This is a genomic window from Streptomyces sp. NPDC018031 (assembly GCF_044327625.1).
GTDB lineage: Bacteria > Actinomycetota > Actinomycetes > Streptomycetales > Streptomycetaceae > Streptomyces.
This window is the reverse complement of sequence record NZ_JBIRFT010000002.1, coordinates 859,606-872,263: the sequence shown is the minus strand read 5'-3', so window position 1 is coordinate 872,263 and position 12,658 is coordinate 859,606. Positions and strand designations below refer to the sequence as shown.

Below are 12,658 nucleotides of genomic sequence, written 5' to 3'. Positions count from 1 at the left end.
CCCCGGCAGCCCCCGGGCCGCCGCCCCGGACGGTCCCAGGTCGCCGGCCACCTGGGCGTTCGGCGGTCCGAGCGCCCCGAGCCGGGCGCTGCGCAGCCACGCAATCCGGCATAGCGGGACGTACAGCACCCAGTCGTACCCTCAGCGACCACCGGGCCACCCGAACGACTAACATGCGGCGCCATGAGCTCCCCCACGCAGCCGGCGTCCGGCCTGCCTGTACGAACGCCTCGCCCCCGTCAGACCGGACGGCACCGCCGACCGGAGCCCGCGGCGGCGCCTGTCGGTGCGCCCCCGCTGGTGCTGGCCGTCCCGGGGGCTCCCGACGCGGCCGCTCGCGGCCTGGCGGAGGAGATCCTCAGCATCGCCCGCTCGGAGCTGCCCGGCCTGGACGCCCGGATCGGCTGGACCGAGGGCGACGACGCGGAGTTCCCGCCGCTGGCCGCCGTGCTGCGGCAGGCCGGCGCGGAGCGCGAGGACCGGGTGCGGCGCGCCCGGGAGGCGGCGGAGGCCGCCGCCGAGGAACTGCGTGCCGTCGCGGTGGCCGAGGGCGTGGACCCCGCCGAGATCCCCTTCGACGACAGCCGGATCCGGGCCGCCGCCGAGGGCCCCGGGGCCGTCGTGGTGCCGCTGCTGGCCGGCCCGGACGCGGAACTGCTGGCCGTCATACGCACGGCCGCGGCGGACGCGGACTGCGCCGCCGAGGTGACCGATGTGCTCGGCCCGCACCCGCTGCTCGCCGAGGCGCTGCACGTACGGCTGTCCGAGGCCGGGCTCGCCCGTGCCGACCGGGCCCGGCTGTTCACCGTGGCCACCGCCGCGGACGGCATCATCCTGGCGACGTCCGGCGGCGCGGCGGGCGCCCAGGCGGCCGGGATCACCGGAATGCTGCTCTCCGCGCGGCTCGCGGTGCCGGTGATGGCCGCCGCCCTGGACGAGCCCGGCGCCGTGCTGCGGATCGCCGAGCAGCTGCGCGCCTCCGGCTCCGCGCGGCTGGCCCTGGCCCCGTACCTGATCGGTCCCGAGGTCCCCGGCGGGCTCCCCGCCACCGCGGCCGAGGAGGCGGGCTGCGCCGCAGCCGAGCCGCTGGGCGCGTACCCCACGGTGGGCAAGCTGGTGCTGTCGCTCTACGCGACGGTGCTGGGCATCGCACTGCAGCCGGGCCGCCAGGGCACGCCGCTGGGCTGACGTCCCGACCGGGCCGCCGCCGGCCCGGTCAGGCAGGACGGAAGGGGCCCTCCGCACCGCGGAGGGCCCCTTCCGCCGTGTCCGGCCCGCCCCGGGCCGGACAGCACGCCGTGACCGCCGCAGCGCGGCCGCGGCCGCTGGTCAGGCACCCACCAGGGGGGAGCGCCGGGAGCTGCGCAGCGGCGCGGAGAGTTCGGTCAGGGACCGCTCCAGCCCGTGCAGATGGGCGAGGGCCGGTTCGGCGACCGGACGCCGGGCCACGGGGGCGGCCGGTGCGCCGGTCGCCACCGCGCGGGCCGCCGCCCCGGACGGCCTCACGACGGACGGGGCCCCGGCGGCGGTGGCCGCCGCGCCCGCGTCCCGCGCCTTCCCCGGAGTGGTGAGCGCCTCGACGGCGGCCTCCACCCGCCGGCAGGCGGCGGCCAGCCGCTCGTCGTGGGAGGCCTCCGGGTCCGCGGCGACGGACGCCAGCCCGCGCACCTCGCGGGCGCAGTCGTCGAGCAGCGCGAGCACCCGGCGGGCCTTTTCCTTACGGGTGCGCGACGGGCTCAGCGGATGGACCAGCGGGGCCAGCGAGAGCCGCACCCGGCCCAGCAGCACCTCCAGTTCGGCGACGCGCGGGGCGGGGTCGGCGGTCCGGGAGCCGGCCAGCCGGTCGGACGCCTCGGCGGCACAGGCGTGGACGCAGCGCAGGGCCCGCTGGATCCAGGCGTCGGTGGTGGCGTGGGTGGTCACCGGAAGCACGATCAGGACGGCCAGGGCGGCGGCGACCGCCCCCACCCCGGTCTCGGCGAGCCGGAGCGCGAGCAGGCCCGGGTCCAGGACGCCCAGCAGTCCGTAGAGCAGCCCCGCCATCACCGTCACCGCGAGCATCATCCAGGTGTAGGAGACGGGGGCGGAGTAGAAGATCCCGAACACGCACAGCGCGACCAGCACGGCGGTGGGGGCCGCGGCGCCGTGCAGCGGCACCGCGACGAGGAGCCCCACGCCGATGCCGGCGACGGTGCCGAGCATCCGGCGGAACCCGCGGACCAGGGTCTCCCCCCGGGACGCGGTGTTGACGAAGATCCACCAGACCGCGCCGACGGCCCAGTACCAGCGGTCCTGGGAGAGCAGCTGGCCCACCGCGAGGGCCAGCACACCGGCCACGGCCACCTGGACGGCCTGGCGGGTGGTGGTCCGTGCCAGGCCCGGTCCGCCCGGCGGGGCCGGTGCGGCCGGCGGGACGGACCCCCGTTCGTAGCACCAGGCGCCGAACCGGACCCCCGAGGAGGCGACCAGGGCGAGCAGCAGGGCGGAGCAGAGTTCGGGCAGCTGCCCGGGCACCGTGTGCAGGAACTGCGCCGCGAAGAAGGACATGAACGCGAAGACGCCCAGGGCGTGGCCGCGCGGGCCCCAGCGGCGCGCGTACACCCCGGCCGCCGCCACCGCGAGGAACGCCGTGTCGCGGGCGAGCGGGTGGTCGTGCAGCCCGGCGGCGAGGGCGAGTACCGGCAGGCCCGCCACGGGCAGCAGCGCCGTGGTGACGGCCTGGCCGCGGACCGTGGGGTCGGTGACCGTGAAGAGGGCGAGGAGCGCGGCGAGCCCGCCGGCGATCAGCGCCGGGAGCGGGTGGCCGGTGAGGCCGCACACGGCGACCGCCAGGCCGATGCCGAGGACGGACCGGGTGGCGCTGCGCAGCCGCAGCAGCCCGGGATCCGGAGCCACGAACATCCTCTTCAGCACTGCTGCCCGCCCCTTCGTCATACACGGCATGAAAAAGGCGCCGCGGAATCCGCAGCGCCATCGACCATCACATGACAGCATCTTGGACACCAGTGGCACAAGCGAGGCCGGAGCGACTGGGCCATTGGTACAGCCTGCGGGTCGGTGGTCGGCCGTACCGCGGGCCAACGGACCAGCCGGGAGGCCGCTCGGCGGACCGGCGGCCGATGGTCCGCGGCCGGTGGCGGACCGGCCGGCGGGGGTGCTGACCTGTGGGAAGTACGCGGCCGGTGGGGGTTGCGCGCCGGTGGAGGACGCACGGCGGGCGGAGGGCGTGTGGCCGCAGGAGGACGCACGGGCACAGGAGGGCCGGAGCGCGCTCAGGCGCCGGAGGGTGCGCGCCGATCGAGGGCGGGCGGCCGGTGGAAGGCGGGCGGCGGGCGGGCCGGCACGCCCGCCGCACGGGCCCGGCCCGGCGACGCCCTCGGGCACCACGGCCGGGCCCGGTGCCGGTGGGTGCCGGTGGGTGCCGGCGACGCGGCCCGGCGGTGGAGGTGCCCGCGCCGCCCGCCCCGCCGGCCCACCGCCCGCCCGACCGGCCCACCGGCCGGCCCCGCGGTCCCGGCCGGCCGCCCGGGTACAGTCGGAGCCCGGCCGCGGCGGGGAACGGACGCGGTGACCGAGGAGAGGCCGAGGGACCCATGGCGGTGGTGGACGCGCTCGACGCGCGGATCCTGCGCATGCTGCTGGAGCAGCCGCGCACCAGCGTGCGGGAGTACGCGCGGCAACTGGGCATCGCCCGGGGAACCCTGCAGGCGCGGCTGGACCGGCTGGAGCGGGAGGGCGTGATCACCGGCAGCGGCCCGTACCTGTCCCCGGCCGCGCTCGGCCATCCGGTGCTGGCGTTCGTCCACATCGAGGTCACCCAGGGGCATCTGGACGACGTCGGCGACGCGCTGGCCGCGGTGCCGGAGATCATCGAGGCGTTCTCGATCACCGGCTCGGGGGACCTGCTCACCCGCGTGGTGGCCCGCGACAACGCGCATCTGGAGGACGTGGTGCAGCAGCTCATCCGGCTGCCGGGGGTGGTCCGCACGCGCACCGAGATGGCGTTGCGGCGCCGGGTGGCGTACCGGGTGCTGCCGCTGGTGGAGGCCGTCGGCCGGGCGGCCGAGGAGGCGACCCGCCGTCCGTGAACCGGACGCCGGGCACCCCGGGCGGATGAGCACTGCGGCGCGCCGCGCGGCGGCGTGGGCGGTGGCGCCCCTCGGGGTGGAGGCGGCGCGGCGCGCCGGGATCCGCCGCGTCGCGGCATCTCACCTGTCCGGGACCGCGGACGTTCCGTCGTTCGCCGCCGCGGGCCCGCTCGTCCGCGGCGCCCGCGGGGAGGCCGGCGCGCGGGCCGCCGACGACCGGGTGACCACCGGCGCCCGGCCGGCCCCGGGCGCGCTACCCGAAACCCGTTGCTCCCGGGCCCGCCGGGACCTACGGTCTTGATCATGCTGCCTGTGGTGGAGACGGACGAGGAGTGGGACGAGATCGTCCCCGACGAGACGGTGATGCGCCCCGGAGCGGCGGACCTGTGCGCCCGGCTGGGGCTCGCCGGGGCCCCGCTGACGCGCTTCACGGAGGGTTCCCAGCCGGTCTACGCGGTGGGGGACGAGCATGTCCTCAAACTCTTCCCCAAGGCGGCGGCCGACGACGGCGTCGCCGAGGGGCGGGTGCTGACCTACCTTCAGGGGCGGCTGCCGGTCGCCACCCCCGAGGTGCGCGACTTCGGAGCGTACGAGAACGGCTGGCGGTACGTGCTGATGTCCCGGCTGCCGGGCACGGGACTGGCCACCGCCTGGGAGGGCCTGGCCCGGGCGGACCGCGAACGGGTGGTCACGCAGGCCGCCGAGGCGCTCGCCGCCCTGCACGCCGTGGACCCGGAGCCGCTCGCGGACGTCCTCGGCCCCGGGGACTGGGGCGCGTTCCTGGACCGGCAGCACGCGGGCGCGGTCGCCCGGCAGCGGGCCCACGGACTGCCGGACTCCTGGACGGAGCAGATCCCGGACTTCCTCGGCACCGTGGCGCTGCCGCGCGCCCCGCACCGTTCGCTGCTGCACACCGAGTTCATGAGCCAGCACCTCCTCGTCGACGCGTCCGGCCCGCGGCTCACCGGACTCTTCGACTTCGAGCCCGCGATGATCGGCGACCGCGGCTACGACTTCGTCGCCGTCGGCCTGTTCGTCACCCGCGGGGACGCCGCGCTGCTGCGCCGGTTCACCGAGGTGTACGGCCGCGCCTTCGACCCCGCCGAGCTGCTCGCGTACACCCTGCTGCACGTGTACAGCAATCTCCCCTGGTACCTGCGGGAGCTGCCGGCCCCCGCCGACGGCACGCTGCGGTCACTCGCCGGGGCCTGGTTCGGCACGGCCTGACCAAAACCGCCCGGAACGGCCCGGCCGGCCCGCCGGCACCACGGCACCGCCCGGCCGGCCCGCCGGCACCACGGCACCGCCCGGCCGGCCCGCCGGCGCGGCACCGGCCGGGCGCCGACCGCCCCACGGTCCCGTCCGACGGCCCCGGCGCGCGCCGCGCCCGTCGCCGACCGCCCGCCGCCGCGCGGGGCTAGCCGGCGAGGAAGGACAGCCGGACCTGGCGGTGCGGGTTGTCCCGGTTGGTGTCGACCAGGCAGACCGACTGCCAGGTGCCGAGCACCAGTCGGCCGCCGACGACCGGCAGTGTCGCGTGCGGCGGCACGAGGGCCGGCAGCACATGGTCCCGGCCGTGCCCGGGGCTGCCGTGCCGGTGCCGCCAGCGGTCGTCCGCGGGCAGCAGGTCGCGCAGCGCCGCCAGCAGGTCGGTGTCGCTCCCGGCACCGGTCTCCAGCACCGCCAGGCCGGCGGTGGCGTGCGGCACGAACAGGTTGAGCAGCCCGTCGCGGCCGCCGGCGTGCTCCCGCAGGAACGCCTCGCAGTCCGCGGTGATGTCGGCGACGGTTTCCTCGGCGCCGGTCGTGATGTCCAGGACATGGGTGTGGAAGCTTCGGGTCATGCCCCCCATCCTGCTCCTCGCGGTCCCGGATCCCGCACCGCGCCCACCGCGCCGGGCGTCCGGCCACCGCGCCCGGCCGCCGAGCCGCCGCACCGGGTCTCCGGGCCGCCGCGGGCCCGGTCGCGGCACCGCCCCGGGCGGCGGACGGGCCGAGGACGGGCGGCGGACGGGCCGGGTGGCGTGCCGCGGGAAGAAGCGCACCGCCCGCAGAGTTGGTAGAAACATGAACAAGCTCGGGGTGCGGGACGCGACGGACGTGCGGGACGTGCGGGTGGTGGTCGTCGGAGCCGGCCAGGCCGGGCTCTCGGCCGCCTTCCACCTGCGCCGGGCGGGACACGAGCCGGACCGGGACTTCGTGGTACTGGACCACTCGCCGCGCCCCGGCGGCGCCTGGCAGTTCCGCTGGCCCACCCTGACCTACGGCAAGGTGCACGGCATGCACGCGCTGCCGGGCCTGGAGCTGACCGGCGCCGACCCCGACCGCCCCTCCGCGGAGGTGATCGGCGGCTACTTCGACACCTATGAGCGCACCTTCGGCCTGGGCGTGCACCGGCCGGTGGACGTCACGGCGGTCCGGGACGGCGACGACGGCCGGCTGCTGGTGGAGACGTCGGAGGGCCCCTACCGCGCGCGGGCGCTCATCAACGCCACCGGCACCTGGGACCGCCCGTTCTGGCCGCGCTTCCCCGGCCAGCGGGACTTCCGCGGCCGGCAGTTGCACACCGCGCGCTACCCGGGCCCCGGCGCCTTCGCCGGACAGCGGGTCATGGTGGTCGGCGGCGGCACCTCGGCCGTCCAGCACCTGCTGGAGATCGCCGAGGTCGCGGCGGGGACGGTCTGGGTGACCCGGCGCCCCCCGGCCTTCCGGCCGGGCCCGTTCGGCGAGGAGCAGGGGCGGGCCGCGGTCGCCCTGGTGGCGGACCGGGTCCGCCGGGGGCTGCCGCCGCAGAGTGTCGTGTCGGTCACCGGCCTGCCGATGACCGAGGCCATGGAACGGGCCCGGGCCGCCGGTGTGCTGGACCGGCTGCCGCTGTTCGACCGGCTCACTCCGACCGGGGCCCGCTGGGCGCCCGGCACGATCACCGGCGCGCCGCGTCCGCCGGTGCGGACCACCGGGGACGGCGGCCGGGCCGCCGACGTCGACGTCGTGCTGTGGGCCACCGGCTTCCGCGCCGCCATCGACCACCTCGCCCCGCTGCGGCTGCGCGAACCCGGCGGCGGCATCGCGGTCGAGGGCACCCGCGCGGTGCGCGACCCGCGGATCCACCTCGTCGGCTACGGCCCCTCGGCGAGCACCATCGGAGCCAACCGGGCCGGCCGCGCCGCGGTGCGCGAGATCGAGGAGCTGCTGGCGGGCGTGCCGGCGTGAGCCGGCGGCCGCCGGTGCCCTCGCGGAGGCCGCCGGCCGGCCGGAGGCCGCCCCGGTTGCGCCATCGGGACCCGTGCCGCTGTTGACATCCCGCCCGGCGGGGAACGCTGGCCTGGGCGGGCCCCGAGCACCGCCGCACCGGTTCGACGACGGCCGACCCCCGACCGAGGAGACCGATGAACACCAGTTCCCCCGACAGTCCCCTCCCCACCTCCGCGCGCACCTCCCTCCCCTACTACGAGGACCCGGCCCCCGGCAGCGGCGTGCTGCCGCCGCGGGCCTGGGTGGCGGCGTCCGACGCCGCCCGGCTCGACCTGGGCGGCCGCTGGGCGTTCCGGCTCTCGCCGACCGCGACCGCGGACGAGTCCTTCGCGCGGCCCGGCCACGACACCACCGGCTGGGACGAACTCCCCGTCCCGGCGCACTGGGTGCTGCACGGCCACGGCGCCCCCGCCTACACCAACACCCCCTACCCCTTCCCGGTCGACCCGCCGCGGGTGCCGGCCGAGAACCCCACCGGGGACCACCGCCGGCTCTTCGACCTCCCCGCCCACTGGCCCGCGGACGGCGAGGCGGTGCTGCGGTTCGAGGGCGTCGAATCCTGCGCCAAGGTGTGGCTCAACGGGCGGGAACTGGGCAGCTTCCAGGGCAGCCGGCTGCCGCACGAGTTCCGGGTGGGCACGCTGCTGCGGCCGCGCGGCAACGTGCTGGCGGTACGGGTGCACCAGTGGTCGGCCGGCAGCTACCTGGAGGACCAGGACCAGTGGTGGCTGCCGGGCATCTTCCGCGAGGTCACCCTGGTGCACCGGCCGCCGGGCGCGGTCGGGGACTTCTTCGTGCACGCCTCGTACGACCACACCGGCGGCACCGGCACGCTGCGGGTGGACGCGGACGCCCCCGGCCGGGTCACCGTCCCGGAGCTGGGGCTGGACCTGGCCACCGGGGAGAGCGCGACCGTCCCCGTGGAGCCGTGGACCGCGGAGACCCCGCGGCTGTACGCGGCCGAACTGGCCACGGCGGGCGAGCGGGTCCCGCTGCGCGTCGGGTTCCGGACCGTGGCGATCGTGGACGGCACGCTGCGGGTCAACGGGCGCCGGGTACTCTTCCGCGGCGTCAACCGGCACGAGTTCCACCCCGAGCACGGCCGCGCCGTGGACCGCGCGACCATGCGCCGCGACCTGCTGCTGATGAAGCGTCACAACATCAACGCGGTGCGGACCAGCCACTACCCGCCGCATCCGGTCTTCCTCGACCTCTGCGACGAACTGGGCCTGTGGGTCGTCGACGAGTGCGATCTGGAGACCCACGGCTTCCACGCGGTGGGCTGGCGCGGCAACCCGGTCGCCGACGACCGCTGGACCCCGGCCCTGCTGGACCGCGCCGCCCGGACCGTGGAGCGGGACAAGAACCACCCGTCGGTCGTCATCTGGTCGCTGGGCAACGAGTGCGGCACCGGCCGCGGGCTGACCGCGATGGCGGACTGGATCCGGGACCGCGACCCGTCCCGCCCGCTGCACTACGAGGGCGACCTGTCGTGTGCCGACACCGACCTGTACTCGCGGATGTACGCCCCGCACGACGAGGTCGACCGCATCGGGCGGCGGGCGGAGGACCCGTGGGGCGATCCGGCGCTGGACGCCCGGCGCCGCGCGATGCCGTTCCTGCTGTGCGAGTACGGGCACGCCATGGGCAACGGTCCGGGCGGCCTCAGCGAGTACCAGCGGCTGTTCGAGACCCACGAGCGGTGTCAGGGCGGTTTCGTCTGGGAGTGGATCGACCACGGGCTCGCCCGGCGCACCGAGGACGGGCGGCCGTACTTCGCCTACGGCGGGGACTTCGGGGAGGAGCTGCACGACGGCAACTTCGTCTGCGACGGGCTGCTCTTCCCCGACCGCACCCCCTCGCCGGGGCTGGTCGAGTACAAGAAGGTGATCGAGCCGGTGCGCATCACCGGGGACGGCGACACGGGCGCGCTCCGGATCACCAACACCCACGACTTCACCGACCTGTCCCACCTGGCCTTCCGCTGGGAGTACGCGGTGGACGGGGCGGAGGTGGCCGCCGGCGAACTGGCCGTGCCCCCGCTGGGCCCCGGCGAGTCGGCCGACCTGAAGCTGCCCGAGCCCCCGGCCACGGCCCGGGCTGGGGAGGCGCTGTGGACCGTCACCGCGCAGCTGGCCCGGGACACCGCCTGGGCCGAGGCGGGGCATCCGGTCGCCTGGGCGCAACTGGCGCACACCGCCCGGCCGTCCCGGCCGTACGCGTCCGGCGCCCCGGCGGTGGCCCCGCGCCGGGACGGGGCGTCGCTGGTGCTGGGGCCCGGCACCTTCGACCCGGAGTCGGGCACCGCGACGTCGCTGGCCGGGATCGCCGTCGACGGGCCCCGGCTGGACCTCTGGCGCGCTCCGACCGACAACGACAACGGCGCGCCCTGGCAGCCGGACGAACGGTACGGGGTGATCTGGCGGAAGCTGGGGCTGCACCGGCTGCGGCACCGGACCGACGCGGTCCGGGTGACCGACCGGGAGCTGGTGGTGACCGCCCGCGTCGCGCCGGCCGCCACCGATCTCGGGATGGCGGTGGAGTACCGCTGGAGCGCCACCGGGGACCGGCTGCGGCTGGACGTCTCGGTCACCCCCGAGGGCGACTGGAGCTGTCCGCTCCCCCGGCTCGGGGTCCGGCTGACGGTACCGGCCCGGTACGGCGACGCCCAGTGGTACGGCGGCGGGCCGGGCGAGGCGTATCCGGACACCTGTGCCGCGGCCCGGCTCGGCCGGTGGGCGATGCCCGTGGACGCCCTGCAGACGCCGTACGTCCGGCCGCAGGAGAACGGCGCCCGGGCGCAGGTGCGCTGGGCCCGGCTGACCGCCCCGGACGGCGGCGGACTCCGGATCGACGGGCGCCCCCACTTCTGGTTCACCGCCCGCCGCTGGTCCACCGAGCAACTGGACGCCGCCGGGCACGGTTTCGACCTGGTGCCGTCGGCGGACACCGTCTGGATCCACCTGGACCACGGGCAGCAGGGCATCGGCAGCCAGTCCTGCGGGCCGGGGGTGCTGCCGCCGCACCGGCTGACGGCCGCGCCGGCGACCTTCTCGTTCATCTTCTCCGCCGTGCGGTGAGGCACCGCGGGGCCCCGCCGGGTGCGGTGGGGCCCCGGCGGGTGCGGTGGGGCCCCGGCGGGTGCGGCATGCGGCCGGCCCGGGCGGGTGCGGCATGCGGCCGGCCCGGGCGGGTGCGGCATGCGGCCGGCCCGGGCGGGTGCGGCATGCGGCCGGCCCGGGCGGCGGGGCGCCGGGCGGGCTACTTCGGCTGTACGGCGCGGAGCGCGGCGAGCGCCCTGTCGGCGTGCACGCTCATCCGGATCTCGCTCTTGACGATCTCCAGCACCCGCCGGTCGGTGCCGATGACGAACGTGACCCGCTTGGTCGGCAGGGCCGCGAGCTGCCGCTTGACCCCGAACCGCTCCCGCACCACGCCCTCCGGGTCGGCGAGCAGCGGATAGCCCAGCGTGTACGTCTCCGCGAACTGCGCCTGCTTGGCGACCGGGTCCCCGCTGATACCGACCGGCCGGGCGCCCACCGACCGGAACTCCGCGGCGATGTCGCGGAAGTGGCAGGCCTCCTTGGTGCAGCCGGGCGTCATGGCCGCCGGATAGAAGAACAACACCACGGGGCCGTCCGCGAGCAGGCCGCTCAGCGTCCGCGGCGTACCGGTCTCGTCGGGCAGTTCGAAGTCCTCGACCACATCTCCGATGTCCATGGGCAGCAACTTACTCACCGGTCCGCGGTCGTGGGGACCCGCCGCCCGGCCGATGCCCAGCCGTTGGACGGGCCGGACCGGCCCAGACCGGACAAGACAGGACCAGACAGGACCGGACCGGACCGGGCCGGGCCGTGACGGGACACGGCCCGGGGCCGGCCGGGACCGGCCGACACCGGACCGGCTCGGGGCCGGCACCACAGAAGCGGCGCGGCGCGGGTCAGTCCGGCGCGGCCAGGGCGGCCGCGATGTCCGGGGCCCAGGCCAGCAGTTGTTCGTCCGCCCCCGGCCGGGCCACGCACTGCAACCCCAGCGGCAGTCCGCCCGGCGAGTGCCCGGCCGGCAGGCTGAGCGCGGGCGCTCCCGCGTAGCTCCACGGCATGCACATGATGCCGCTGCCGGTGCTGTCCAGGCCCCGGGGCGCGGGCCCGGTGGCGGAGGGGGCGATCCACAGGTCGATGTCCCGGTCGGCCATGAGGGCCCACAGCCGTTCCCGGAACTCCGCGCGTTCCCGCAGGGCCCGGGTGTAGCGGTCCGGGGTGACGGCCATGCCCTGGCGGATCGCGGTGGCCGTCTGGCCGCGGTACAGCCCGGCGTGGCGGGCGAACCAGTCGGCGTGCACCCGCGCGGTCTCGTAGCGGTTGATGGCGAACTGGGCGGCTTCCAGCTCCGCGAGGTCCGCCATGCACGGCACTCGGCGGACCTCGAAGCCGGCTGCCGCGAGCCGTGCGACCTGCGCTTCGAAGGCCCTCCTGGCCTGTGGTTCGGCCCGCTCCAGAAAGGGCCCGTCGGGTACCGCCGGGCGCGGGCGCGCTCCGCGGCCGCTCTCCGCCGGGCGGGGCCGCCAGTCGTCGCAGAGCACCGCGGCGGCACGTTCCGCCAGGGGGAGGTCCGCCGTGAAGAGGCCGACGGTGTCGAAGCTGGGCACGTTCGGGATCACTCCGTCGATCGGCACCCGGCCGTAGGTCGGTTTGAAGCCGATCACCCCGCAGTAGGCGGCCGGACGGATCACCGAGCCGACCGTCTGGGTACCGATGGCCAGCGGCACCATGCCCGCCGCCACCGCGGCCGCGGATCCGCTGCTGGAACCGCCGGGGGTGTGCCCGGGGCGGCGGGGGTTGTCGGTGGGTCCGGGCGCGGTACCGGCGAACTCGGCGGTCACCGTCTTGCCGGCGACCAGCGCGCCCGCGGCCCGCAGCCGGTTCACGGCCTCGGCCTGCGGGCCCTCGAACAGCCCGGCCGGAAGGGCGGATCCGGCGCGGGTGGGGAGTCCGTCCACCCGCACGATGTCCTTGACCCCCACCGCCACTCCGCGCAGCGGGGGTTCCGGGTCGGGGTCCGACGAGCCGTCGCGGTCCCCCTCCCGGGTGCCGGCCGCCCACCACGCGGTCGACCGGGCCTCCGCCCTGAGCCGCTCGCGCCGCCCGGGTTCGGGCAGGAAGGCCCGGATGTCCCGGTCGGTGCGGTCGATCCGGTCGCAGACCTCCTCCACCGCGGCCTCGGCCGTCGGTGATCCTCCGTCAAAGGACATGGCCGGCAAGCATACGGGGCGGGCGCTCCCGCCGGCTCGGGACCGGCCGGCCGGGCCGCCGCGGG

General features: G+C 77.1%; 9 protein-coding genes. 5 read left to right on the top strand and 4 right to left on the bottom strand.

Going from position 1 to position 12,658, the window contains the following annotated elements; all coding sequences use genetic code 11:
* Positions 1–183 precede the first annotated feature (183 nt).
* Positions 184–1,188 carry a hypothetical protein gene (locus ACH4B3_RS10140; RefSeq protein ID WP_398462276.1) on the top strand — a complete coding sequence of 335 codons (1,005 nt, stop codon included), beginning with the start codon at positions 184–186 and terminating at the stop codon, positions 1,186–1,188.
* Between the two features lie 141 nt (positions 1,189–1,329).
* On the opposite strand, the gene ACH4B3_RS10135 is transcribed toward ACH4B3_RS10140, so the two are convergent.
* Positions 1,330–2,913 carry an FUSC family protein gene (locus ACH4B3_RS10135; RefSeq protein ID WP_398462349.1) on the bottom strand — a complete coding sequence of 528 codons (1,584 nt, stop codon included), beginning with the start codon at positions 2,911–2,913 and terminating at the stop codon, positions 1,330–1,332.
* 680 nt (positions 2,914–3,593) lie between these two features.
* Between ACH4B3_RS10135 and ACH4B3_RS10130 the strand changes: the two genes are divergently transcribed.
* Positions 3,594–4,088 (top strand): Lrp/AsnC family transcriptional regulator, encoded by a 495-nt coding sequence (locus ACH4B3_RS10130; protein WP_398462275.1) that lies wholly within the window; start codon positions 3,594–3,596, stop codon positions 4,086–4,088.
* 303 nt (positions 4,089–4,391) lie between these two features.
* Positions 4,392–5,315: an aminoglycoside phosphotransferase family protein gene (locus ACH4B3_RS10125; protein ID WP_398462274.1), complete on the top strand. Its 924-nt coding sequence runs from the start codon at positions 4,392–4,394 to the stop codon at positions 5,313–5,315.
* A gap of 190 nt (positions 5,316–5,505) precedes the next feature.
* Here ACH4B3_RS10125 and ACH4B3_RS10120 read toward each other — a convergent pair whose 3' ends face one another.
* A complete protein-coding gene (locus ACH4B3_RS10120) occupies positions 5,506–5,931 on the bottom strand; it encodes a YjbQ family protein (RefSeq protein ID WP_398462273.1) in 426 nt (141 codons plus the stop codon).
* Positions 5,932–6,154: 223 nt separating this feature from the next.
* On the opposite strand from ACH4B3_RS10120, the gene ACH4B3_RS10115 reads away from it, so the two are divergent.
* Entirely contained in the window at positions 6,155–7,300 is a 1,146-nt protein-coding gene (locus tag ACH4B3_RS10115) for an NAD(P)-binding domain-containing protein (RefSeq protein ID WP_398462272.1), read from the top strand.
* A 176-nt stretch (positions 7,301–7,476) separates the two neighbouring features.
* Complete coding sequence (locus ACH4B3_RS10110) at positions 7,477–10,422, top strand: glycoside hydrolase family 2 TIM barrel-domain containing protein (RefSeq protein ID WP_398462271.1); 2,946 nt, start codon at positions 7,477–7,479, stop codon at positions 10,420–10,422.
* A 181-nt stretch (positions 10,423–10,603) separates the two neighbouring features.
* On the opposite strand, the gene ACH4B3_RS10105 is transcribed toward ACH4B3_RS10110, so the two are convergent.
* Entirely contained in the window at positions 10,604–11,062 is a 459-nt protein-coding gene (locus ACH4B3_RS10105; protein ID WP_398462270.1) for a peroxiredoxin, read from the bottom strand.
* A 220-nt stretch (positions 11,063–11,282) separates the two neighbouring features.
* A complete protein-coding gene (locus ACH4B3_RS10100; protein ID WP_398462269.1) occupies positions 11,283–12,593 on the bottom strand; it encodes an amidase in 1,311 nt (436 codons plus the stop codon).
* Positions 12,594–12,658 lie beyond the last annotated feature (65 nt).

Excerpts from the sequence above, each read along its gene's own strand:
- ACH4B3_RS10100 (WP_398462269.1), bottom strand. The coding sequence starts at position 12,593 with ATGTCCTTTGACGGAGGATCACCGACGGCCGAGGCCGCGGTGGAGGAG.
- ACH4B3_RS10105 (WP_398462270.1), bottom strand. The coding sequence starts at position 11,062 with ATGGACATCGGAGATGTGGTCGAGGACTTCGAACTGCCCGACGAGACC.
- ACH4B3_RS10120 (WP_398462273.1), bottom strand. The coding sequence starts at position 5,931 with ATGACCCGAAGCTTCCACACCCATGTCCTGGACATCACGACCGGCGCC.
- ACH4B3_RS10115 (WP_398462272.1), top strand. The coding sequence starts at position 6,155 with ATGAACAAGCTCGGGGTGCGGGACGCGACGGACGTGCGGGACGTGCGG.
- ACH4B3_RS10125 (WP_398462274.1), top strand. The coding sequence starts at position 4,392 with ATGCTGCCTGTGGTGGAGACGGACGAGGAGTGGGACGAGATCGTCCCC.
- ACH4B3_RS10130 (WP_398462275.1), top strand. The coding sequence starts at position 3,594 with ATGGCGGTGGTGGACGCGCTCGACGCGCGGATCCTGCGCATGCTGCTG.
- ACH4B3_RS10110 (WP_398462271.1), top strand. The coding sequence starts at position 7,477 with ATGAACACCAGTTCCCCCGACAGTCCCCTCCCCACCTCCGCGCGCACC.
- ACH4B3_RS10140 (WP_398462276.1), top strand. The coding sequence starts at position 184 with ATGAGCTCCCCCACGCAGCCGGCGTCCGGCCTGCCTGTACGAACGCCT.